Source organism: Paenarthrobacter sp. 2TAF44 (assembly GCF_052114885.1).
Taxonomy (GTDB): domain Bacteria; phylum Actinomycetota; class Actinomycetes; order Actinomycetales; family Micrococcaceae; genus Arthrobacter.
In genome coordinates, this window is sequence record NZ_JBFRFP010000007.1 from 64,291 (window position 1) to 85,875 (window position 21,585).

General features: G+C 61.1%; 21 protein-coding genes and 3 tRNA genes. 14 read left to right on the forward strand and 10 right to left on the reverse strand.

Going from position 1 to position 21,585, the window contains the following annotated elements; genetic code table 11:
- Nucleotides 1-16: 16 nt before the first annotated feature.
- Nucleotides 17-89: transfer RNA gene (locus AB4Z15_RS08895), tRNA-Asn, on the forward strand.
- Nucleotides 90-204: 115 nt separating this feature from the next.
- Nucleotides 205-277 (forward strand) — tRNA-Asn (locus AB4Z15_RS08900).
- 47 nt (nt 278-324) lie between these two features.
- On the opposite strand, the gene AB4Z15_RS08905 is transcribed toward AB4Z15_RS08900, so the two are convergent.
- The 5 genes from AB4Z15_RS08905 to AB4Z15_RS08925 all read right to left on the reverse strand — a co-directional run bounded on the left by AB4Z15_RS08905 (nt 325) and on the right by AB4Z15_RS08925 (nt 6,220).
- Nucleotides 325-732, reverse strand: coding sequence for a hypothetical protein (locus tag AB4Z15_RS08905; RefSeq protein WP_442006226.1), 408 nt, complete (start codon nt 730-732; stop codon nt 325-327).
- A gap of 43 nt (nt 733-775) precedes the next feature.
- Entirely contained in the window at nt 776-2,059 is a 1,284-nt protein-coding gene (locus tag AB4Z15_RS08910; protein WP_442006227.1) for an alpha/beta hydrolase, read from the reverse strand.
- A 25-nt stretch (nt 2,060-2,084) separates the two neighbouring features.
- Nucleotides 2,085-4,583 carry a bifunctional lysylphosphatidylglycerol flippase/synthetase MprF gene (locus AB4Z15_RS08915; protein ID WP_442017000.1) on the reverse strand — a complete coding sequence of 833 codons (2,499 nt, stop codon included), beginning with the start codon at nt 4,581-4,583 and terminating at the stop codon, nt 2,085-2,087.
- Between the two features lie 140 nt (nt 4,584-4,723).
- The gene (locus AB4Z15_RS08920; RefSeq protein WP_442017001.1) at nt 4,724-4,903 is read right to left on the reverse strand and encodes a glycine zipper domain-containing protein; all 180 of its coding nucleotides are present in this window, start codon (nt 4,901-4,903) and stop codon (nt 4,724-4,726) included.
- Between the two features lie 87 nt (nt 4,904-4,990).
- Nucleotides 4,991-6,220, reverse strand: coding sequence for a multidrug effflux MFS transporter (locus tag AB4Z15_RS08925; protein WP_442017002.1), 1,230 nt, complete (start codon nt 6,218-6,220; stop codon nt 4,991-4,993).
- Between the two features lie 176 nt (nt 6,221-6,396).
- On the opposite strand from AB4Z15_RS08925, the gene AB4Z15_RS08930 reads away from it, so the two are divergent.
- The 6 genes from AB4Z15_RS08930 to AB4Z15_RS08955 all read left to right on the forward strand — a co-directional run bounded on the left by AB4Z15_RS08930 (nt 6,397) and on the right by AB4Z15_RS08955 (nt 11,818).
- Nucleotides 6,397-7,245, forward strand: a complete 849-nt coding sequence (locus AB4Z15_RS08930; protein WP_442006231.1) for a phage holin family protein — start codon at nt 6,397-6,399, stop codon at nt 7,243-7,245.
- A gap of 48 nt (nt 7,246-7,293) precedes the next feature.
- Nucleotides 7,294-7,917: a CDP-alcohol phosphatidyltransferase family protein gene (locus AB4Z15_RS08935; RefSeq protein ID WP_442006232.1), complete on the forward strand. Its 624-nt coding sequence runs from the start codon at nt 7,294-7,296 to the stop codon at nt 7,915-7,917.
- The gene (locus AB4Z15_RS08940; protein ID WP_442006233.1) at nt 7,917-8,822 is read left to right on the forward strand and encodes a DMT family transporter; all 906 of its coding nucleotides are present in this window, start codon (nt 7,917-7,919) and stop codon (nt 8,820-8,822) included. Before AB4Z15_RS08935 ends, AB4Z15_RS08940 begins: the two co-directional genes overlap by 1 nt.
- A 110-nt stretch (nt 8,823-8,932) precedes the next feature.
- A complete protein-coding gene (locus AB4Z15_RS08945; RefSeq protein ID WP_442017003.1) occupies nt 8,933-10,129 on the forward strand; it encodes a glycosyltransferase in 1,197 nt (398 codons plus the stop codon).
- An 83-nt stretch (nt 10,130-10,212) separates the two neighbouring features.
- A tRNA-Ile gene (locus tag AB4Z15_RS08950) sits at nt 10,213-10,286 on the forward strand.
- A gap of 341 nt (nt 10,287-10,627) precedes the next feature.
- Nucleotides 10,628-11,818: an acyl-CoA dehydrogenase family protein gene (locus AB4Z15_RS08955; protein ID WP_442006235.1), complete on the forward strand. Its 1,191-nt coding sequence runs from the start codon at nt 10,628-10,630 to the stop codon at nt 11,816-11,818.
- A 615-nt stretch (nt 11,819-12,433) separates the two neighbouring features.
- On the opposite strand, the gene AB4Z15_RS08960 is transcribed toward AB4Z15_RS08955, so the two are convergent.
- Nucleotides 12,434-12,928 carry a M23 family metallopeptidase gene (locus tag AB4Z15_RS08960; RefSeq protein WP_442017004.1) on the reverse strand — a complete coding sequence of 165 codons (495 nt, stop codon included), beginning with the start codon at nt 12,926-12,928 and terminating at the stop codon, nt 12,434-12,436.
- Between the two features lie 409 nt (nt 12,929-13,337).
- Here AB4Z15_RS08960 and rpsB point away from each other — a divergent pair, with 409 nt between their 5' ends.
- The 6 genes from rpsB to AB4Z15_RS08990 all read left to right on the forward strand — a co-directional run bounded on the left by rpsB (nt 13,338) and on the right by AB4Z15_RS08990 (nt 18,228).
- Entirely contained in the window at nt 13,338-14,195 is an 858-nt protein-coding gene (gene rpsB, locus AB4Z15_RS08965) for a 30S ribosomal protein S2 (protein WP_442006237.1), read from the forward strand.
- Between the two features lie 121 nt (nt 14,196-14,316).
- On the forward strand, nt 14,317-15,153 hold the full coding sequence (tsf, locus tag AB4Z15_RS08970) for a translation elongation factor Ts (RefSeq protein WP_442006238.1): 837 nt from the start codon (nt 14,317-14,319) through the stop codon (nt 15,151-15,153).
- Between the two features lie 121 nt (nt 15,154-15,274).
- Entirely contained in the window at nt 15,275-16,012 is a 738-nt protein-coding gene (gene pyrH, locus AB4Z15_RS08975; RefSeq protein WP_224092194.1) for a UMP kinase, read from the forward strand.
- Between the two features lie 117 nt (nt 16,013-16,129).
- A complete protein-coding gene (gene frr, locus AB4Z15_RS08980) occupies nt 16,130-16,687 on the forward strand; it encodes a ribosome recycling factor (RefSeq protein ID WP_216925335.1) in 558 nt (185 codons plus the stop codon).
- The gene (locus AB4Z15_RS08985; protein WP_431119376.1) at nt 16,687-17,622 is read left to right on the forward strand and encodes a phosphatidate cytidylyltransferase; all 936 of its coding nucleotides are present in this window, start codon (nt 16,687-16,689) and stop codon (nt 17,620-17,622) included. The genes frr and AB4Z15_RS08985 overlap by 1 nt, the downstream gene beginning before the upstream one ends.
- 21 nt (nt 17,623-17,643) lie before the next feature.
- The gene (locus tag AB4Z15_RS08990) at nt 17,644-18,228 is read left to right on the forward strand and encodes a DivIVA domain-containing protein (RefSeq protein WP_442006239.1); all 585 of its coding nucleotides are present in this window, start codon (nt 17,644-17,646) and stop codon (nt 18,226-18,228) included.
- A gap of 30 nt (nt 18,229-18,258) precedes the next feature.
- Here the strand turns inward: AB4Z15_RS08990 and AB4Z15_RS08995 are convergent, their stop codons facing one another.
- The 4 genes from AB4Z15_RS08995 to AB4Z15_RS09010 all read right to left on the reverse strand — a co-directional run bounded on the left by AB4Z15_RS08995 (nt 18,259) and on the right by AB4Z15_RS09010 (nt 21,569).
- Nucleotides 18,259-18,951, reverse strand: a complete 693-nt coding sequence (locus tag AB4Z15_RS08995) for a hypothetical protein (RefSeq protein ID WP_442006240.1) — start codon at nt 18,949-18,951, stop codon at nt 18,259-18,261.
- A 76-nt stretch (nt 18,952-19,027) separates the two neighbouring features.
- Nucleotides 19,028-20,494 (reverse strand): sodium/solute symporter, encoded by a 1,467-nt coding sequence (locus AB4Z15_RS09000; RefSeq protein WP_442006241.1) that lies wholly within the window; start codon nt 20,492-20,494, stop codon nt 19,028-19,030.
- Nucleotides 20,491-20,853, reverse strand: a complete 363-nt coding sequence (locus AB4Z15_RS09005; RefSeq protein WP_442006242.1) for a hypothetical protein — start codon at nt 20,851-20,853, stop codon at nt 20,491-20,493. The genes AB4Z15_RS09000 and AB4Z15_RS09005 overlap by 4 nt, the downstream gene beginning before the upstream one ends.
- Nucleotides 20,850-21,569, reverse strand: coding sequence for a LytR/AlgR family response regulator transcription factor (locus tag AB4Z15_RS09010; protein ID WP_442017005.1), 720 nt, complete (start codon nt 21,567-21,569; stop codon nt 20,850-20,852). The genes AB4Z15_RS09005 and AB4Z15_RS09010 overlap by 4 nt, the downstream gene beginning before the upstream one ends.
- Between the last annotated feature and the right edge of the window lie 16 nt (nt 21,570-21,585).

Below are 21,585 nucleotides of genomic sequence, written 5' to 3' on the forward strand. Positions count from 1 at the left end.
CTAGTAACCGCTTCATTCCTCCGTAGCTCAATTGGCAGAGCATTCGACTGTTAATCGAAGGGTTACTGGTTCAAGTCCAGTCGGAGGAGCGCACAATACCCCCGTTCCGGAGTTTCGGAACGGGGGTATTTTTATACCCCCAGGGGGTATCTCCGCCCGATTCGCATTCGCATAAAACCTTTGCTAAAGTCATAACCGCTTCATTCCTCCGTAGCTCAATTGGCAGAGCATTCGACTGTTAATCGAAGGGTTACTGGTTCAAGTCCAGTCGGAGGAGCGCAAGGACCCCGCATCGGTTTCACACTGGTGCGGGGTCCACCTTTTTTACACGAAATCCATCTCCACCTGAAGGAAGCGTGCGGCTTCGGCCACGGCTGCCAGGAATGCTTCCTGTTCGGTCGGGGGTGTCCGGGGTTCACGAGGATGCCACTCGTGGGGAGCGGAGTAAACGCGGGTGAAACCTCCGCCCGGTGGCGCATAGAAGATTCCAAAGCGCTGGACCGGCCACTCGGGTGACGTCTCCGGGGCAACCAGCAACGCGGCGTCCACGTCCGGGTTGTACCACTGGGCGATGGGCCGGCGGCGATCATCCGTGAAAAGGCCAGCAGCGTAGAGCGCCGCGGACTGGGGACTGGTCACAGAGCACAGGCGATCCCACCAGAGCGGCAGGATGCGTTCATCCCGACGCTGCCAAGGTGCCGGAAGCGGCTGCAGCTCTTGCCAATGTGGCACATCTCAACTTTATCGCCGGGGACGGGCCGGCAACAGGCCCTGCCTAACCGGACAAACCGAGTCTCGGATAGAGCACCTCGAAGCCCTTGGTCAGGCCGGCGTTCAATGCGATGCCTACATGCCCGCCGTTTGGCACCTCGTAATAGGTCACCGTCATTCCGGAAGCTTTGGCAGCTGTGGAGACAGCCTTCGCAGCTGCAACATACGTCACGTCATCCGAGCCCACGGTGAAAACGGCAGTGGTGTCGGGAAATTGCTTACCTTTCATGATGTTGATGGGCTTCTGTGCGTCATAGGCTGCCTGGTTGCCACCAAAGATCTCGGCCAGGTTGCCTGCAGGATCCTCCGCGCCGGGGAACTCCTCACCGGAGATGTCCACCACATTGCCCCACATCTTCGGGTATTTGAGCGCAAACGAGATGGCGCACTGCCCGCCGTTGGAGTATCCGGCGATGGTCCAATGGTCGCGGTCCGGGAGGATGTTCAGGTTTGCTTTGGCCCAGTTCACCACGTCAACGTTGATGTACTTCTCCACGTTTCCGTATTTGGCTGTGTCCAGGCACAGAGTGTCGTCTTGATCCGGTCCGATCTGGTCGGCCACGATCGCGATGGGGGCAAGGCCATTGTTCTTCGCAGCAAATTCATCCAACGCGGCCGAAACGTACTGGGGGTCGGGGAGGCCCGGCTGGCCCATCATGAGGACAAACAAGGGCAATCGGGGAGGGTTCTCCGTCAGGGCAGCAGGTGGCAAGTAGATCCCGGCAGGGCGGGCATTGAAACCCGAGGCGGTGGCTGGAATGACCTGCGTTCCCACCTCGCCCTTTGTTGGCATGTTGGCTGGCGGTTTCCAGTTTTGCCAGAGGGGTCCGGAAGGGAGGGGAGCGTCCGGGTCCGGTTTGCTCAGTTGGATGGCTTCCTCAGTGGAAATCCCCAGCGCTGAGCCCAGGGTCCTGTTGAGCCCGAACTCCATGTTGACGCCCAGCGCAGTGACCAGGAGGAACACAGGAATCGATATGGCCGCCACCACCTTCCGCCACCGGGGAGTGTGGCGAAAACTAACCACGGCCAGCCCAAGGGCAGCGAAGCCGGTGATCACCCAGAACCACACGCGAGGTGTCAGCCCCACGTGGAAGACGTCCAGGACATCCTCAACGATCCAGACCGTAAACCAACCCAGCGCCGCTGTTACCACAATGCCAACCACTGCAGTGATCACCCAGCGCGAAGACGGCCTGAGGAACAGCAACAGGAAAAGCCCGACGCCGATGACCACGGCTATCGTCATGACCACCGGGCCGCTGATCTCGATTTCCAGGAGGCCCTTCATGACTGCCGCATCCGTCCGGTGGCGGTCACGCGGCCGGCTCCCGGGCAACCATTTGCCGTAGCAAACCGGCGCTCTGTGCGCGAGACAAACCCGGCAAGTACGCCGAGCCAACGGCAAGACCTATGGAAGGCAGGGCCAGCGGGTCCCGGTAATACATGTACAGAGTGCGGTGCTCGGGCTGGAACCGCGATTTGAAAGCTGCCAGGGACTTGAAGCCGTACATGGGTTCCAGTGCATTGCCCAGCATTGCCAGGACCCGGTCCAAGGCGCTGTGGTCACCGTCGTCCGTCGCGGCCCCTGTATTGGCCAGCGGGGAGCCTGACAGCGAGATGTGGGGAACGTCGTCCTTGAAGTGCGTAACGGCAGAGGCGATCAGGAATTCCATGACCCCTTTGAATCCAGTGGTTCGGCGGCGCATGAAGTCCAAGGTCCAACCCGACACCACGCCGTCGGTAAAGACCGGCAGCCAGCTCGTGACCCCATGGACGAGGCCGTCGTCGTCCACAGCCACGCAACACATGACTTCGGGATCCTTCAGTTCATCCAGTCCGCCCAACGTGAACCCCATCTCGGGAAGGGCCTTGTCCGCCACCCACTCTTCCGAGATTTCGGCCAGTTGTGCCCGGATCCCCGGTGGCATCTCCGCGTAGTGGTACCAGTGGTCCCTGATGGACAGCTTCTCAGCCCTGTTCACCGCGGTCCTGACGTTCTGCCATTCCTTGCCTTTGAACGTCATCGCCTGGATGTTCAGCAGCGTTTCTTCGGCCACCTCCAGTTTGCGGAAGCCGCGGGGGAGGAGGGCCTCGTCGAGCTCCGCCGTGGCCGAGTAGAAGCACGGTGTGAGGCCCAGTGCCGCGCAATGGGCCAGGAAGCCCGTCGCAGCCTCGGTATGGTGCTGGCGGGCCCCGAACGGACCCGCCACGGTCAGGGCAACTCCGTTGTGCACTTGGTAGGCGAGGCCAGCCCTCCTGTCGGGAGTGAACCAGTATTGGTTGTTGTCCCACAGGGCCATCCAGGACAGGGTGCCCCCGCCGTCGTGAAGCAATTCACGAGTGTGTCCCAGATCTGCAGCAGGGTCTTTTGCCAGCGTCCGGAACCGCTGGAAATTGTTCAGGACCATCAAAAGGATGCAGAGCCAGATGACATCCCCGCCCAGTCCGTAGAGAACAGTGCTCAGCAGTCCCTGCGGCAGCTCAACGACGAACGGAACGGGGAAGGGGACCAGGATGTGGGTCAATTGCCCTGCGAGGTCCCACAGCGATGAGCGGCTCGGGTTGCCCTCTACGAACCAGAAGGCCACGTAAAGGACCGCCGCCACAGCAGCCATGATGAGGGTAGTCCTGCCCAGGACGCGATATCCGGCATCGCTGGACTCCACCCGGAATTTGTGGCGGTTGATCACCAGCAGGACCGCGATGATCAGCGGTGCCAGGATTGCGGGAACGGCATAGAGCAGGAGGTAGCCGATGTCGTCATTGCCGAGTGTCACTTCCGGATCCGTCACGTACTGCAGGATTGCCACGCTGGTCACGAACGCCAGGTACAGCTGGATGACCAGGGTCAGTCGGTATGCAAGGCGGCGACCACGGCGCAGCCCCTCGGCACAGACAAGCAGCAACAGCACCGGGATCACTGTGAGGATGGTGGCACCGAAACTCTGCACGCCCACAACGCTCTGCAGCGTGACGCAGCTCTTGTCGTTGTCGCAGGCTTCCTTCACTTCGTCCACGCTGGGGCTCGCTTGAAGCATCACCTCGGAAACCACAGAAAGCGGCCCCACCTCCAACGTGCCCGTTAACTGGGTGAGCAAGGGGCCAAGGGCGAAGACACCCACCACAGTGCCCACAAGGAACCGGGTCTCACGAAGGCTCGAGGAATGAAGCGAGCCCGCACGCCGTCGCAGCACCAGGGCCTGAACGGCCCAACCGGCCAGAATGCCGATGACAGCGCCGGCAAGGGCCTGCAGTGTTTGTGCGACGCCTACAAACAACGCAAACATGAGCGTTGCTGCCAGCAGCCATGTCCGGAGGCGACGACGCCAGAGTGCGTCCAGTGTCGCCGTCGAATATCCCAAGGCAGCGGCGGCACCACCGTACGCGCCCACAACGTACTCGCCACCCAGGAAACTAAGCCATTGGTCGCTGTTGTCCGTCCCAAAAGCAACGAGCCCCATCAGCACCAAGGCGCTGAGCGCGGAACCAAAGATAAATGCTGCCAGGGCCAACCATGGACCCATACTGCGCTCGGCGATGCCCACGCCCACCAGGATCAGAACGGTACATGCCAGATAGTCCAGCAAGGATGAGGCAAAGAATGACGAGGTGAAGATGGACCAACCCGGCCCCGGATCCAGCGCCAAACCCAGCCCGACTTGTTCCAGGAGTGCCTCGTTGGGGCCGGCGATGAGGCTCCCCGTAACTGCGCCGACAAGCCAAAGGAACAGCACGAGTCCCAAGGTCAGGGGCAGACGTCGTATGGCCGCCAGGCCGTAAACAGTGCCCCGATATCCCACAGCCGCACTCATGTGATGTCCCCTTCACCGGCGAAGCGGGGGAAACCCCCGGCTGGCCACCATTCTGCCCTGCCGGGCGCCCTAAGGGGAGGGCTTACGGGGGCCGATAGACCCGGGGCCGATAGACCCGGGGCCGACAGGCCCGATTACGGTTAGTCCCGATGCCAAGGGCCCGGGTTCACCCGGTACAGCAGGGCGGCTCCAATGACGGCGCCAAGTATCGCCCCGAACAGTGCACTCCCGGCCAGGCGGCCCAACAACGCCCCGACGACGGCGCCAAGCACGGCCCCGAGGAAAAGGCCCCTGCCGTTGCGGTGCGGTTTCTTGGTCATGGTCAAAGCCTATGGCCCGGTTTGATGAATGCCGTACTAGTGGATTGCCGGGATTAGTGGATGGACGGGACTAGTGGATTGACGGGCCTAGTGGATTGAAGGGACCGTCCGCGGCCGGACCACGAGCCACAGCGCGGCGATGGCTCCGGTGATGCAGACCGCCTGGACCGCGCCCATGGGTACCGCTGAATCGACACCGAGCCAGCCGACCACAGGGGGGACGATGCCCGCCATCATGAATTGCGCCGCGCCGAGGAGCGATGCCGCCGTCCCCGCTTGGGCTCCATGGTTCGCCAAGGAGAGGACCTGGACGCAGGGGAACAGGAAGCCTGTAGCGCAAATGTAGAACCACAGCGGGATCAGGATGCCCCAGAGACCTGCGTGCAGGAGATCGAGCACGATAATCAGGGCCGCCATCAGCAGCATGAACACCGTGGCTCCGGCCACGATCCACTGCGGGGCCACGCGTCGGATCAACCTTGAGCTGATCTGGACGCCCGCCACGATGCCCAGCGAATTGACGCCGAAGAGGAGGCCGTATTCCTGGGGAGAGAATTCGTAAATGTTCTGGAACAGGAAAGTGGAGGCCGACAGGTAAGCGAACAAACCACCGAAGTTAAGGCTGCCTACCATTAACATGCCCACGAAGATCCGGTCCGTCAGCACCGTCTTGTACCGCTGCCGCACTGTGACTGTGGACTTCCCGCGCCGTTCAGCCGGCAGGGTTTCGCGAATGAAGAAGATCGCGGCCAATATCACCAACGTGCCGTAGCAGGCCAGGAAGTAGAAGATACCGGGCCACGGGAACACCAGCAGCAACTGGGAACCGATGATAGGGGCAAGGATCGGGGCAAGCCCGTTGACCAAGGACATCCGGGAGAACATGCGGACCATCGAGTAGCCGTGGAACAGGTCCCGAACCATGGCCATTGCGACGACGCCGCCACCGGCGGCACCGATACCCATGAGCACGCGGAAGAGGGACAGGAACCCAATGTCCGGAGCCAAAGCAGCGCCCAACGATGATCCGATATGAAGGGCAGTGGCGAGGATCAAGGGCAGGCGACGGCCAAACTTGTCGCTGAAGGGACCAACCACCAGCTGCCCAAGGCCAAACCCGACGGTGGTGCCAGTCAGTGTCAGCTGGATAGCCGTGGCTGAAACGCCAAAACTCTCCTCCAGCGCAGGGAACGCAGGAAGGTAGAGATCCACAGTGAAGGGCCCCAAAGCGGTCAGGGCACCGAGAAGGACAATGTAGACAAGCTTTTCGCGTCGGCTCAGGGAATCGCCCGGAGCAATGGGATTGGTCACGATCATCTATCCTATGGCCGTCACATCATATTTATGCAGCTACCTCAGGCGCGCCGCGGTGTCATGGGCGAAAGTTGAGCCGGAACCTGAATGATAGTTTTGAGGACAGGTGCCCGCGGCGATCTCTTTCCGGCCGCGTTCGCCCGACACGATGCCCAGAGGAAGCAGTTAGGCGGAACCCAATGAGTGGACGTCACACCGGCCGGACCAGCACGAGACCAGCCATCCGTACTTTGCCGAAGACCCTCAAGCTCGTTGCCCGTTTGGCTCCCAGGCAACTCAACGATGAGATCGCCCTTGCCAAGGTCGAACTCAAGCGCAAGGCCACCCAGGTTGGGGTGGCCGGCGCGTTCTTTGGCGTAGCCCTTGTTTTCATGTCGCTCCTTGTGATCGCGCTGGTGGTGGCCGCGATTCTTGGGTTGGCTACCATCATGCCGGGTTGGCTTGCGGCGTTGATCGTTGCAGCGGTCTTTCTTGTCATCGTCGCGCTCGGGGCCTTGATCGGCGTCGCCAAGTTCAAGAAGGCCATGCCGTTGATCCCTGAGGACACCATCCGTGGACTCAAGCACGATCTGGGAATTGCGAAGGAAGGCTCGGCCTTCGACGAATCGATCCTCGATCCCAATTCGCCCGCTGCCAAGGCGGCGAAGGCCGCGAAGGAAGCTGCCGCTGAAAAGGCGAAGGCAGAAAAGGCCGCAAAGGAAGCAGCCAAGGAAGCGGACGCCGTCAAGGCACCCACCGAAGCAGAACTCCGCCTGCGCCTGGACAAGCGACGCGAACACCTCACGGGCGTGCGCGATGAACTTGGCGAGCAGTTGGACGTCAAAAAGCAGGGCCAGGCTTTGCTGGGCACGGCCACAGTGAAACTCCAGGAGGGAAAGGACTTTGCTTCAGCGAAGTTCGCTGACCTAGGAGAGGCGGTCCCTGAGGACCTCACCGGACGCCTTGCTTCCCGGTGGAAGGACCTCGTGGCTTTCGCCGCCGCTGCTGCAGTCTTCGTGGTTGCCCTGCGGAAGCTGCTGAAGAAGTAGCAGCCTGCCGCAGTACCGCACACACTGGAGTAGAGGAAGGGGGACACCATGAGGTTTATCGGTGCTGGTTCGCATCCGGACCGTCCCCAGGTGGACCACGACCTCCTCTTCACTGTTCCCAACATGCTCACAGTTCTGCGCTTCATGGGCGTCCCGCTCTTTGTGTGGTTGGTCCTGTGGCAGAAGGAATACGGCTTCGCTGTGCTCGTGCTGGTCATCATGGGCAGCACTGACTGGGTGGATGGCTACATCGCCCGCCGCTTTGACCAAACCTCCAAGCTGGGCAGGATCCTGGACCCCCTGGCGGACAGGGCGGCGCTCATAGCCGTAGCAGTCACTTTGGCGATTGCCGGCGTCGTGCAGTGGTGGTACCTGGCCGCACTGGTGGTGCCGGACGCCATTCTGGCCATTGCCTCCCTGATCTACTTCCGCAGCCATCCGGACCTTCCCGTGAGCATCATCGGCAAGATCCGCACCGGGTTCCTGCTGGTGGGCACGCCGTTGCTGGTTCTTTCCAAATTGCCGATTCCCTACACGGACGCCTACTTCGCCGCCGCCTGGGTTTTCCTCGGCCTCGGACTGCTGGGCCACTGGATCGCGGCCTACAACTACTACTGGGCCATCCTGCGTAAAGGCAAAGAACTGCGGTCCAACGACGGCGGACACGGCTGATGGTGTGGCTGGCGGTTTCCCTTGCCGTACTTGGTGCCTTTTTCCTTGCCATTGGCGCCCAACGCCAAGGAAGCGCGGTCAAGGCCGATACCGGCGGCCTGGCCCTGAGTTCCAACGGGTTCCTGCGGCTTCTACGCAATCCACGATGGATGCTTGGGCTCTTGCTGTTGTGCCTGGGCATGGTGATGAATGCGATCGCCCTTGTATCGGCACCCCTGACGGTGGTGCAGCCGATTGGTGCGATCGCACTGGTCATTACCACTGTGGTCAACGCCAAGGATCAAGGCTTGAGCATCAACCGCGCCACCGTCGTGGCCATCACGGCCTGCGTCACTGGGTCCGCCTTGTTCGTACTCCTGGCTGTGTTTGTCACGCAGGAAAACCACCACGTCAGCGCTGCAGACGAACTGACAATCGTGATGCTCCTGGCCCTGGCCGTGGGCCTTTTCGGCACCCTGGCCGTGGTGTTTAAACACCGTATGAGCGCCTTCATTTACATCTTGGGAGCAGGCATACTGTTTGGCTTCGTGGCCGTCCTGACCCGAATCATCGGCAAGCATCTGCTGGATCCCAACGGTCTGTTCCTGCTCAATGTCCAGTGGTACACGCTCATTGCCATCGCGGCCGCCGGTGGCCTGGGTTCCTGGTTCGTCCAGAGCGCCTATTCAAGCGGCCCTCCGGATTTGGTCATAGCCGGACTCACCGTGGTGGACCCCATGGTGGGCATAGCCATCGGCATCGTTATCCTTGGTGAGCTTCGTCCCGATGTCCATGCTGTGATGGCAATCAGCATGGCCGTCGCAGCTTCCCTTGCTATCGTGGGGGTTATTGCCTTGAGCCGGCACCACCCGGAAGTCACCAAGCGTAAGAAGGACGCGAAGGCGGCTGCAAGCCGGAAGGCCTAGGCAAAGCTTTAACTTGCGCCGCCGCTTTCCAGCGGTCCGGCAACCCGGCGACACCACGGCATTGACCCGTTCAACGCTGTTCCGCACCGTGACCATCAGGAGTTCTCCACGTGACCATTCCCGACACCAACAAACCCCTTACCATCCTGATCGCTGCGGACACCTACCCGCCGCACGTAAACGGTGCCGCTCAGTTCGGCTACCGCCTGGCCAAGGGAATGACGGCGCGCGGACACAACGTGCACGTGTTGGCTTGCCGTCCGGACACTGGCAAGAGCTACACCGAGTTCCGTGACGAGGCCACCGTGCACCGCCTCCGCTCGCATGGAGTATTCACCCACGAATACTTCCGCATCTGCTTCCCGTGGGAAATCAAGAAGGAAATCAGCCTCCTGTTCGACAAAGTCCAACCGGACGTGGTGCACATCCAAAGCCACTACATGATTGGGGAACACGTACTCTACGAGGCCGTAAGGCGCGGCATCAGGATTGTCGCCACTAACCACTTCATGCCTGAAAACCTGAACCCGTTCCTGCCCTTCCCGCAGTGGTTCAAGGACATCGTGGGGCGCATCTCCTGGAAGGATATGGGCAAGGTGATGGGGCAGGCTGACGTCGTCACAACACCCACCCCTCTGGCGGCCAAGGCGATGCACCAGCACGCGTTCCTTCGTAAGGTCCTGCCATTGTCCAACGGCATTGACTCTGCCGCCTATGAGCTTCAGCCGGGCGAGACGATCGAACCCCATGCCAATCCAACTGTTCTTTTCGTTGGACGGCTTGCCGAAGAGAAACACGTCAATGTGCTGATCGACGCCGTTGCCAAGACCCCGCGCGAACTCAACGTCCAGCTCGAGATCGTGGGCGGCGGTGAAGTCCGCCCGGCCTTGGAAGCACAGGTGGCCAAGCTTGGCTTGGGGGAGCGGGTGAAGTTCCTTGGACTGGCAAGCGATGAAGAACTTCGCGAGGCCTACATCAAGGCCGACATTTTCTGCATGCCAGGCACCGCAGAACTTCAATCGTTGGTGACACTCGAAGCAATGTCTGCCTCCACTCCGGTGTTGTTGGCTAATGCCATGGCACTCCCGCATCTGGTCCGCGATGGCGAAAACGGGTACCTCTTCACACCGAACGACAGCACGGAGCTAGCAGCGAAGATCACCAAGCTGGTGGAGCTTCCCGAGGACCAGCTGAAAGCCATGGGCAAGGTAAGCCGCGAGATGGTGGAGCCGCACAGCATCAACGGGACACTCCAGACGTTCGAGGACCTCTACCGCGGGGCTTCCTACGAGGACATGGTGGTGTGACAAAAGCACTCTCAAGTAGCTATTAGTATTGCTAGAGTGCATTTGCCCCAACTGCTGCTTCCTAGCGGCCGGAGGGGCGTCACGGGGCTATAGCTCAGCTGGTTAGAGCGCGGGACTCATAATCCTAAGGTCCTCGGTTCAAGTCCGAGTAGCCCTACCTTTACACGGGAGCCGTGGTTGGCGTTTCATACGTCAGCCACGGCTCCTTTCTGTTCTCTGGCGACGCCCGAATTCTTCAGCGCCTCGCCCGCGGGCTGATGACGCCTAAATCCGGGCGTCGTCAGCCCGTTTCGTGGGCACCAAGGAATTTGCGTGGCGCCGGCTGATCCGCCGAGTAGGAGATCGCGCTGTGAAAATCCCGGGAGCCTCAATTACTCCATCCGTCTCGTTGCGGTGAACGGTGCAACTACGGTATGTTACTCATCAGTAACTTACTACTCGCCGGTAACTTCCGGGGCCGTGACGTGGTCGCAGGTGACCACCCTTGAAGGAGCGCACATGTCCAACGCTGCATTCGACGCCAACAACCTTCCTTATGCCGATGGTGACTTCTACGCCTTCGAGCAGATGCTGACGGGCAAGGAGCAGGACCGCCTGGCCGAGGTTCGGGAGTTCCTGGCCCGCGAGGTCAAGCCCATCGCCGTGGACTGCTGGAACCGCGCTGAGTTTCCGATGGAGCTCATCCCTAAGTTGGCGGAAATCGACCTCGTCAGCCCTGTGCGCCGGCAAGGCTATTCGAATCTCTTCGCCGGCATCCTCCATGCGGAAGTGACCCGCGCCGACGCTTCCATTGCGACGTTCATGGGTGTCCATGATGGTCTGTTCACCGGCTCCATCGAAACCCTTGCTTCCCAGGAGCAGAAGGATGCCTGGCTTCCGGACATCTACTCCTTGAAGAAGATCGGCGCCTTCGGTTTGACCGAACCCCTGGGCGGTTCGGATGTGGCAGGAGGTACCCGGACCACCGCGCAGCGCGATGGAGACAACTGGATCCTCAACGGCGCCAAGCGCTGGATCGGCAACGCCACGTTCTCCGATTGGGTGGTCATCTACGCCAAGGATGTGGCCGACAACCACGTCAAGGCATTCCTCGTGGACACCTCACTGCCCGGATACTCGGCAAGCAAGATCGAGAACAAGATCTCCCTGCGTACTGTGCAGAACGCCGACATCATCCTGGACAACGTGGTGGTGCCGGACTTCTTCAAGCTGGCCAACGGCAACAGCTTCCGCGATACCAACAAAGTCCTCAAGGTGACCCGGCTCGCCGTCGCCTGGCAAGCCGTGGGGCTTCAGCTCGCTGCCTTCGATGTGGCCCGAGCCTACGCGGTGGAGCGCCAGCAATTTGGCAGGCCCCTAGCGGCCTTCCAGTTGGTGCAGAACCAGTTGGTTCAGATCCTGGGCAATGCGGTGGCATCAATGGGCATGATGGTGCGGTTGGCCCAGCTTGAGGATGCGGGGGTTGCAAAGGACGAGCAGTCAGCGTTGGCGAAGGCGTTCACTACCGCCCGCATGCGGGAAAGTGTTGCCCTTGGCCGCGGGATCCTGGGTGGCAATGGCATTGTCACGGACTACGAAATGGCAAAGATCTTCTCCGACGCGGAGGCCATCTACTCCTACGAAGGCACGCACGAGATCAACACCCTGGTGACCGGACGCGCCATCACGGGAGTTTCGGCCATCGTGTAGGTACTCGGCTGCCGTTCAATCACGCCTAGGACGTGTCTCCTGATGTCTTGGGCCCAAAAGGCAACGGCACGCAAGGGACAGTGAACGTGTCGCCGCTTCGAAGGGGCGCTGCGCTTCGCACGGCCAGCATTCGACCCGTGACACGCCCGAGCGGCGAAATGAATTCCACCTCGAATACGAGCCAAAACTCATCCCTCCGGCTGTTTGCCCACTCCGCGAACATAGAAATCGCGCGATGATGGACCTACTGGCACGTGATCCATGCGAGCTCTGAGGATGAGGAGAAGTTCGATGTCGAGTGTCATCAATAAGACGTGCGAGCGGTGTGGCTGCGAGAACGGCAACGTGGGAACTGACACTTGCACGGAAGGCAACGAGGTCACCACTTGGACCTGCGTCCGCTGCAAGCACCCCGTATGGTCCTGCGAAACGGACCCGTTTGCTCCCTGTCGCCACTGATGCTCAACGCTGCGATCTGAGATCGGCCCATCCGCGGGCTTGGGTGGGCCGATCTTTCTGGGGCCGTATGTTTTCTTGCTTCTCTTTTCGGGTGGTAATCGCTACCTAGCGCTCATCGGCTGTCATCATTTGGGCCTCTGCATTAGGGGACACACCCTATTCCAGCGGCAGCAGGATGGATGGCCTCAGATCCTCCACGAATCCCAAAGGGTTGACGTAATCCTCGCCGCGGCGGACGCCCCAATGTATGCAAGCACTAGAGCTGCAGTGTCCGGGGGCCAGGGAGCCGATAACCTGGCCCTTTTGCACGGCATCTCCGGGTTTTAGGTCGCTGATCACCGGCTCAAAGCTGCTGCGAAGGCCCTCGCCATGATCGATCGTCAGGACCGGACGGTCAACCACGACGCCGGCAAAGGTCACCACGCCATCGGACGGCGAGGTGACCGGGGCGCCGTCGAACGTTGGCCCCAGGTCCACGCCGCGGTGTCCGCTCAGCCACGGCTTGTCCGGCGGATCGAACGCGCGAAGGATGGCGGGCTTGGGGGAGAGTGGCCAAGCCCACCGCTCCTCTGCCGGCGCCGTTGCACCCGGGATTCCGGCCAGGGTGGCGGCGAGGACAAAAGTGGTTATGGAGAGCTTCAAAATGGCCATGTACCAAGGCTTTCGGCTTCCGCGATGCCGTGCCATCCCCGGGCTGCCGTATGTGGACAACATCCGCGTTCGGGCGGTCAAACGAGTGGTGCCGCTGTAGTACACTTGGTGGAGCAGTTTGCTGTGCCCTCAAGCTAATTCAGGAGCATGTCTCATTCAGATATGTGAGGGTCCAGAGCTGACTACGCGTATCCAGCCCTCCACCAGCGAAGCCTCTTGGCTTTAGGCTGCGGAGGATTGTGCCTCTTGCGGTCCGGTTGAGCCTTATGGCCCCACATCGGATGAGAAGTGCAATGGATGCCAGGAGCCGCGCCCGTCCGGGCAAAGGCTAAACAACCGTCAACTATTGGCAGGGTAAGAGCAGCCCCACGGGCTCTCTCATGAATGACCTGCCGGAAGGAGCGTCGGCATGCCCGTCGTAACCATGCGCCAGCTGCTTGACAGCGGCGTCCACTTTGGACACCAGACCCGTCGTTGGAACCCGAAGATGAAGCGCTTCATCTTCACGGAGCGCAACGGCATCTACATCATTGACCTTCAGCAGTCGCTGTCCTACATCGACCGCGCCTACGAGTTCGTCAAGGCTACTGTCGCCCACGGCGGCACCGTCCTGTTCGTCGGCACCAAGAAGCAGGCTCAGGAAGCAATTGCCGAGCAGGCTACCCGCGTTGGCCAGCCGTACGTGAACCAGCGTTGGTTGGGCGGTATGCTCACCAACTTCCAGACCGTCGCCAAGCGTATCCAGCGCATGAAGGAACTCGAAGAGATCAACTTCGAGGACGTCGCCGGCTCCGGTTACACCAAGAAGGAGCTCCTGCTCCTCAAGCGCGAACTCACCAAGCTTGAGTCCAACCTCGGTGGTATCCGCAACCTGACCAAGGCCCCGTCTGTTCTGTGGGTTGTTGACACCAAGAAGGAACACCTTGCTGTCGACGAAGCCAAGAAGCTGAACATCCCGGTTGTTGCCATCCTGGACACCAACTGCGATCCCGATGAAGTTGACTTCCCGATCCCGGGCAACGACGACGCCATCCGCTCCGTCAACCTGCTTACCCGCGTTGTTGCCGACGCCGTTGCTGAGGGCCTCATCGCCCGCAACCAGCGCGCCACCGGCACCACCGAGGCTCCGGAAGAGCCGCTGGCCGAGTGGGAGCGCGAGCTCCTCGAAGGCAGCAAGACTGAAGAAGCTCCGGCCGCCGAGGCTGCTGAAGCTCCCGCTGCCGAAGCTACTGAAGCTGCAGCCGGCGAAGCCGAAGCAACCAAGTAAATTTGGACCTTCCCTGAGACCGGAGACGGCATCGGGGGCATCTGACAGGATGGCGGCTCACACGGTGGGCTGCTGTCCTGTCAGTCCGTAATCACACAACTTTCTAGACAGAGGGGTTCACATGGCGAACTACACTGCTGCTGACATCAAGGCCCTGCGCGAGCGCACCGGCGCCGGCATGATGGACGTCAAGAAGGCTCTTGACGAAGCCAACGGTGACGCCGAGAAGGCCATCGAAATCATCCGCATCAAGGGCCTCAAGGGCGCTACCAAGCGCGAAGGCCGCTCCACCGCTGAGGGCCTGGTTGCTGCCAAGGTTACCGACGGCGTGGGCGTAATGATCGAGGTCAACTGCGAGACCGACTTCGTCGCCAAGGCTGACAAGTTCATCCAGCTGGCTGACAAGGTCCTCAACGTTGCAGTCGAGTCCGGCGCTGCCGACCTCGAAACCCTGCTCGCTACCGAGGTCGACGGCAAGCCGCTGTCCGAAATCGTCATCGAAGAGGGCGCTGTCCTCGGCGAAAAGGTTGTTGTCCGCCGTATTTCCCGCGTTGAGGGCACCACGGTTGACGCCTACCTGCACAAGACCTCCAAGGACCTTCCTGCACAGGTCGGCGTCCTGTTCGCTGTTGATGGTGAAGGCGAAGCCGCTGCCACCGCAGCACACGACATCGCTGTCCACGTTGCAGCCATGGCTCCGAACTACCTGACCCGCGAAGACGTCCCGACCGAACTGGTCGAGTCCGAGCGCCGCATCGCTGAAGAGACTGCCAAGGCTGAAGGCAAGCCGGAAGCTGCCCTCTCCAAGATTGTTGAAGGCCGTGTGACGGGCTTCTACAAGGGTGAGGTCCTGGTTGACCAGGCATTCGCCAAGGATTCCAAGAAGACCGTTGCACAGGTCCTCGAAGAAGCCGGCGTCAAGGCAACCGCAGTATCCCGTTTCCGAGTCGGAAACTAGTAATTCATGAAAAGGGGTGGTCACTTCGGTGGCCGCCCCTTTTTCATGCACCCGTCCGGGTAGTATCTGCGCGGACGCACAGCACGATAATCTAGCCAGAGTCCACCAACGGGAAGGCACCATGGAAACCGTCAATACTGCAATCCAGCCCGAGAAGACCCGCCGCCGTGTACTTCTGAAACTTTCCGGCGAGGTCATCGGCGGAGGCAAGCTCGGCGTCGATCCTGAGACCGTCCGCGCTATCGCCAAGCAGATCGCTGCTGCCGTCGCTGACGTCGAAGTAGCCATTGTGGTTGGCGGTGGAAACTTCTTCCGCGGAGCCGAACTATCCCAGAGCGGCATGGACCGTTCCCGTGCGGACTACATGGGCATGCTTGGCACGGTCATGAACTGCCTCGCGCTGCAGGACTTCCTGGAGCAGGCGGGTGTCGAAACCCGCGTCCAGAGCGCCATCACCATGGGCCAGGTGGCAGAGGCGTACATTCCTCGCCGGGCCATCCGCCACATGGAAAAGGGCCGCGTGGTCATCTTCGGTGCAGGAGCCGGTCTGCCGTACTTCTCCACGGACACAGTAGCTGCACAGCGTGCGCTCGAAGTCCACGCCGACGTCGTACTGATGGCCAAGAGCGGTGTGGATGGCGTCTACACCGCAGATCCCAAGAAGGATTCCTCCGCCGAAAAGCTTGATGTCCTCAGCTATGACGACGCCCTGCGCCGGGACATTCGGGTCATGGACCAGACAGCCATGACCATGTGCAAGGACAACAACCTCTCCATGGTGGTCTTTGGCATGGAGGGCGAGGGCAACGTTACCCGCGCCATCCTGGGTGAAACGCTGGGAACCCTGGTTACTCCCTAGCAGCGGCTAGGATATTTCTAGGACCGTCCGCCCCTCGTGGCGGATCTTTACTGTGCATTCCTGTAACGTGCATTGCCGCCCGCAGTTGGGCAGCGACTATTTTCTGAGGAGAAACCCGTGATCGAAGAGACCTTGCTCGAAGCCGGCGAGAAGATGGACAAGGCGGTTGAGGTAGCCAAGGAAGATTTCGCCTCGATCCGTACGGGCCGGGCAAACCCAGGGCTCTACAACAAGGTGATCGTGGAGTACTACGGCACACCCACTCCGCTGCAGCAGCTCGCATCCTTCGCAGTTCCGGACGCACGGACCATCCTCATCACGCCGTACGACAAAACGGCACTGCGTGACATCGAGAAAGCCTTGAGCGACTCCGAGGTTGGCGCCAACCCCTCCAACGACGGCAACATCATCCGTGTCACCATCCCGGAGCTCACCAAGGAGCGCCGCAAGGAATACGTCAAGATCGTCAAGGGCAAGGGTGAAGACGCCAAGGTCTCCATCCGCAGCATCCGCCGCAAGGCCAAGGACGCTATCGACAAATTCGTCAAGGACGGCGACGCCGGCGAGGACGAAGGTTCACGCGGTGAGAAGGAACTCGACGCCATCACCAAGCAGCACGTCGACAGCATTGACGAACTGCTCAAGCGCAAGGAAGCCGAGCTGCTCGAGGTCTAATGAACCAGGCAGAGCCGGCACCCGCTGGGCGGGTCCCGACACGCGATACGAGCAAACGCGTCAGGCGTCTGCGAGGGAACCCGACGCCGAAGGCAGGCCGTAATCTTCCGGCTGCCATCGGCGTCGGGCTTGCCATGCTTTTCGCCGTGCTTGGGGGACTGCTGTTCCTCCCGCTCGGATTCGTCCTGCTCACAACATCGTTTGCGGTGCTGGGCGTTTGGGAAGTTTTCAGGGCCCTCGAGGCCCAGGGGACCAGGATGCCGATCATCCCAGTGATGATCGGAACCCTGGTGATGCCTGTTTCCGCCTACTTTGGCGGTTTGGAAGGCTTGTTGTTCACCATGACGGCAAGCTGCGTCGCAGTGCTGCTGTGGCGCTCCATTGAGAGTGCCGCAGGTGCCCCCCGCAGCGTCTTCGCGGGTGTCTTCACTCTCGCTTGGATACCGTTCCTGATCAGCTTCGCCGCGCTCCCGCTGCATGCCAGCGGCGGCGCGACTCCGGTCGGCTTGTGGCCGGACGGCATTCCAGGTGGAGCCTGGCAGATCGCCACCATGCTGCTCCTGGTCGTATCGAATGACACGTTCGGTTACATCGTGGGCGCCTCCTTTGGGAAGCACCCGATGGCACCGAAAATCAGTCCCAAAAAGTCCTGGGAAGGATTTGCCGGTTCTGTCGCAGGCGCCATGATCATTGGTGTTCTTGCGTGTGTCCTCATGTTGGACAAACCGTGGTGGGTTGGCCTGGTGCTGGCTACCGGCATGGTTGCTGCTTCGACGGCGGGAGACCTCGCCGAGTCCATGGTCAAGCGCGAACTTGGCGTGAAGGACATGAGCAGCATCCTTCCCGGCCACGGCGGTGTCATGGACCGTTTGGACTCGATCGTCTTCGCGGCCCCTGTAGCCTATGTTCTGTTCGCGCTGCTGAGCGGCGTCTGACACCCCGATGAAGGAAAATTAGTGACTTTGGATATTCGTCGCCAGATTCCCGCAACGTTCGATCGCGTTGAGCGCAGCAAGTATGGCTACAACGCCAAGCAAGTGGATGCGTTCCTTAGCCGTGCCAGGACTTCTTTCGAGAACCCTGTGGGTGCCGCCGATCAAGTGGCCAGTACGGATGTACGCGATGTAGCTTTTGACCCGGTCAAGGGTGGTTACGACGCCAACAGCGTCGACGCCGCGTTGGATCGGCTTGAAGACGCTTTCGCAAGGCGGGAACGCGATGACCTCATCAGCCAGCAGGGCGAGGAAGCCTGGCTGCGGCAGATCGGTAAACTCTCCGGCATCCTTCGTGGACGGCTGCACCGGCCCGACGGCGAACGATTCCGCCGCCCGGCCAAGAAGAAAGTCCGCAGCTACAACGTCCAGGACGTGGATGCACTCTGCGCCGAACTCATCGGTTACCTGGAACACGATCAGCCCCTCAGCGTGGACACCGTTCGCCGCGCCGTCTTCCGCGCCGCCAAGGGCGACGAAGGCTATGACGAAGCCCAGGTGGATGCATTCCTTGACCGTGTGGTTGAACTGATGGCGGCCATCGACTGAGAAGGCCTCCAAACGCAGAAGGCCTCCAAACTAACGTGGTGTTGGGGAGATGGGTGGGTTGTTCTTCCACACATCGAGGTAGCGGCGCCTCCCTCGAGCCAGCACTGTAACGAAAAAAGCCAGTGCTGCCACGACGGCAACGCCCACCGCGACAGCGGCTGGCAGTCCTGCCACCAACAGCGCCGAGCCAACCAACAAGGCGATCAGTGCTGCGTTTACAGTTGCCATGAATATCATGCTGCTGCCGGCCACTTGGCTGAAGTCCTTCCTGCCGCCGAAGAAGTAGTACGTACGTTTCGAACCTTCTTGGTCGTCGTGGGATCCAGCCATAAGGTACCTCGCCATGCCTGGATCCAGATCTACGTACGCGGCCCGCAACCGGTTCATGGCGATGACGTACATAAGATCCTCCATTCCGACGCTGATGACGCGTATGTGGGTTAACAGCCCCACCATCAGGTCAATGGTGAGGATGGTCAGCGCGAATGCCCTGAAGGCTTCGGAGAATTGCGTAGCTTGTCCCACCAGGGCAACACTCAGCAGGCTGGCCGATGTGAACGTCAGGAACATGCTGATACGCGTGAGCACCTCACCTTGTGTAGTGCTCCTTGAAGCAAGAAGGCTCCAGTGTTCGGTGGCCAGCAGCTGGGCCCTGATGCTGGGCGACAACGCCGGTAGGGTCATGGGCGGTTCGGGGCTGGCTGCACCCGGTTCCTCGGACATGGCGTCATTGTCCACCTTGCGCCATGCCCGGACAACAGGGTGCCAATACAACAGGGCGCCGGTTCAGTGCCTTCTGTCAGCGTTCCGTTGCCACTGGCCGTTCTGGAACGTGCAGGCGGGACATGACGCGGTTCACGGAAGCCGGCACACGGTTCTTGGTCCAGACGGAGACTGCCACCGTCACTGCGAAAGCAGCGGGGACCGTCCATGCAGCCGGTTGCGCCAACCAGGCAGGAGCATTGCCCTGGCCCATGACAGTGCCCATCACCATGGCCCCGCCACACAGCAGCGCACCGGTCACCATCCCCGCAATTGCCCCGGCATCGGTCAGCCCACGCCACCAGATTCCCAGCAGCAACACGGGACAAATGGTGGAGGCCGTAAAGGCAAAGACCAGTCCAACGCTCCCGGCCAAGGCCAGAGTGTCTGTCATGAAAGCAAAACCCAAAGGCACGACGGCGGCAAGCAGCGCCGCGAGGCGGAATCCCCGGACGCTTCCCCCAAAGAGGTCCTGGCTGATGACGCCTGAGAGCGAAACGACCAGCCCGGACGTGGTGGACAGAAACGCGGCGAAGGCGCCGGCAACCACGAGGGCTGAGAGGAGTTCGCCGGCTGTTCCTCCCACGAGCTTGCCAGGCAACAGCAGGACCAGGGCGTCGGCTTGTCCTGATTGTGCCAGCTCCGGGGCGAAGATTCTTCCCAGAGCGCCGGACAGCGTGGGGAAGAGGTAGAACACAGAGAGCAGTCCAAGGACGATCAATGTGGTGCGGCGTGCCGATTGTCCATCTGGATTTGTGTAGAACCGTACCAGGACGTGCGGCAGGCCCAACGTCCCGAAGAGCAGTGCCACCAGGAGCGAAATGTTCTGGTAGGCGCTGGCGGCTGGCTGGCCAGTGGGATTGACCGGGAGCTGGGCTTGGTGCGGGGTGTCGTTTCCAGCCAGCACCAGGAGCACGAAAATCACGGGAACGGCCAACGCAGTCAGCTTGAGCCAATACTGGAAAGCCTGGACGAACGTAATGGACCGCATCCCACCTGCCACCACCGTGAGGCACACCACCAGCACCACCGCCGTCGAACCTACCCAAGACGGCAGTCCCGTGGTGATGCGGATGGTGAGCGCAGCGCCATGAAGCTGGGGCACGATGTACAGCCAGCCGACGGCCACCACTACCAGGCTTGTGACGCGTCGAACCATCTTGGAATCCAGGCGCGCCTCGGTGAAGTCCGGGATGGTGTACGCGCCAGAGCGCCGCAGGGGAGCGGCAACGAAAAGCAACAGCATGAGGTAACCAGCGGTGTAACCAACAGGGAACCACAAGGCATCGGTTCCGGAGAGCAGGATCAGTCCCGCGACGCCCAGGAAGCTCGCGGCGGACAGGTATTCGCCGCCAATCGCGGAGGCATTCCACCACGGCGGGACTGTGCGCGAGGCAACGTAGAAGTCTCCAGTAGTGCGTGAGATGCGCAGGCCATAGAAGCCGATGACCGCCGTCGTGATCGAAACTGCCAGAAAGGCGACCAAACCAACAGCAGGGTTCACTTGTCCTCCACAAGGTCCCGATATCGGGCTTCATTGCGTGCGGCCGCGCGGTTGTACAGCCAGGCGCTGAGGCCGATCACGGGGTAGATCCCCAGCCCCAGCAACAGCCAGTCGAGCGGAATGCCCAGGATCCGGGTCTCGGCCACCCCTGGTCCGAAGACCAGCAACAGGGCGAACGCAGCGAGAATGAGCAGGAAGCCGCAGGCCACCACCAATGCGAGCCGCAGTTGCGAGCGGATGAGGGAACGGACGAAAACGCGTCCCGCGTCCGAATCCTCGGCGACTTCGCCACCGTAAGGGAACCGGGTGGGGGTCGGTATGGCTGCTTGGTGTGGTGCCGTGACCCGAACGCGCGTCATCCTTGAGGCCGGATGCGGGTGGATTGCAGCTTGTCACGCACCGATGGCAGGTGGCGCCGGCTAATGGGCAGTTCCGCGCCAGCCACTCTTACGCTGGGGGCAGTCGCAGAAAGCTTCAAATGCCCCACATGGTCCAAGGCAATCAGGTAGCTGCGGTGGATCCGGATAAAACCGGCTTCGGCCCACTTCTGTTCCAGATCGCTGAGCGGGACGCGGATCAGGTAACTGGCTTCGGCTGTGTGCAGCCTGGCGTAATCGCCCTGCGCCTGCACGTAGCTGACATCATCCCGACGGATCATGCGTGTAGTGCTTCCCAAGTCCACCGTGATCATTTCGGGAGCAGGAGCGCCGTCCTTGATCAGCTCGCTGATCCGGTCCACGGATCGTGCCAGCCGCTCGGCACGGAGCGGCTTGAGGAGATAGTCGATGGCAGCGAGGTCAAAGGCCTCCAACGCGCAGTCTTCGTCAGCGGTGACGAACACGACGGCGGGCGGGCTGCTGCTGCGCGCGATGGCGCGGGCGATGTCCAAACCAGATAGGGCCGGCATATGGATGTCGAGGAACACGGCGTCAACGGACTCCCGGTCAAGGATCCGTAAAGCCTCGGCCCCGGACGAGGCGCGATGGATGGTCCCGATGCGCGCATCCCGCCCCAGCAGGAAAGCGAGCTCCTCCACGGCAGGCAGTTCGTCATCAGCGACGAGCACGTTGATCATGATTAAAGATTAGCCC

What these genes read in the sequence shown, in the direction of transcription:
- AB4Z15_RS08910 (WP_442006227.1), bottom strand. Translation starts at nt 2,059, where the DNA reads ATGAAGGGCCTCCTGGAAATCGAGATCAGCGGCCCGGTGGTCATGACG.
- AB4Z15_RS08915 (WP_442017000.1), bottom strand. Translation starts at nt 4,583, where the DNA reads ATGAGTGCGGCTGTGGGATATCGGGGCACTGTTTACGGCCTGGCGGCC.
- AB4Z15_RS08920 (WP_442017001.1), bottom strand. Translation starts at nt 4,903, where the DNA reads ATGACCAAGAAACCGCACCGCAACGGCAGGGGCCTTTTCCTCGGGGCC.
- AB4Z15_RS08925 (WP_442017002.1), bottom strand. Translation starts at nt 6,220, where the DNA reads ATGATCGTGACCAATCCCATTGCTCCGGGCGATTCCCTGAGCCGACGC.
- AB4Z15_RS08930 (WP_442006231.1), top strand. Translation starts at nt 6,397, where the DNA reads ATGAGTGGACGTCACACCGGCCGGACCAGCACGAGACCAGCCATCCGT.
- AB4Z15_RS08935 (WP_442006232.1), top strand. Translation starts at nt 7,294, where the DNA reads ATGAGGTTTATCGGTGCTGGTTCGCATCCGGACCGTCCCCAGGTGGAC.
- AB4Z15_RS08940 (WP_442006233.1), top strand. Translation starts at nt 7,917, where the DNA reads ATGGTGTGGCTGGCGGTTTCCCTTGCCGTACTTGGTGCCTTTTTCCTT.
- AB4Z15_RS08955 (WP_442006235.1), top strand. Translation starts at nt 10,628, where the DNA reads ATGTCCAACGCTGCATTCGACGCCAACAACCTTCCTTATGCCGATGGT.
- AB4Z15_RS08960 (WP_442017004.1), bottom strand. Translation starts at nt 12,928, where the DNA reads ATGGCCATTTTGAAGCTCTCCATAACCACTTTTGTCCTCGCCGCCACC.
- rpsB (WP_442006237.1), top strand. Translation starts at nt 13,338, where the DNA reads ATGCCCGTCGTAACCATGCGCCAGCTGCTTGACAGCGGCGTCCACTTT.
- tsf (WP_442006238.1), top strand. Translation starts at nt 14,317, where the DNA reads ATGGCGAACTACACTGCTGCTGACATCAAGGCCCTGCGCGAGCGCACC.
- pyrH (WP_224092194.1), top strand. Translation starts at nt 15,275, where the DNA reads ATGGAAACCGTCAATACTGCAATCCAGCCCGAGAAGACCCGCCGCCGT.
- AB4Z15_RS08985 (WP_431119376.1), top strand. Translation starts at nt 16,687, where the DNA reads ATGAACCAGGCAGAGCCGGCACCCGCTGGGCGGGTCCCGACACGCGAT.
- AB4Z15_RS08995 (WP_442006240.1), bottom strand. Translation starts at nt 18,951, where the DNA reads ATGTCCGAGGAACCGGGTGCAGCCAGCCCCGAACCGCCCATGACCCTA.
- AB4Z15_RS09005 (WP_442006242.1), bottom strand. Translation starts at nt 20,853, where the DNA reads ATGACGCGCGTTCGGGTCACGGCACCACACCAAGCAGCCATACCGACC.
- AB4Z15_RS09010 (WP_442017005.1), bottom strand. Translation starts at nt 21,569, where the DNA reads ATGATCAACGTGCTCGTCGCTGATGACGAACTGCCTGCCGTGGAGGAG.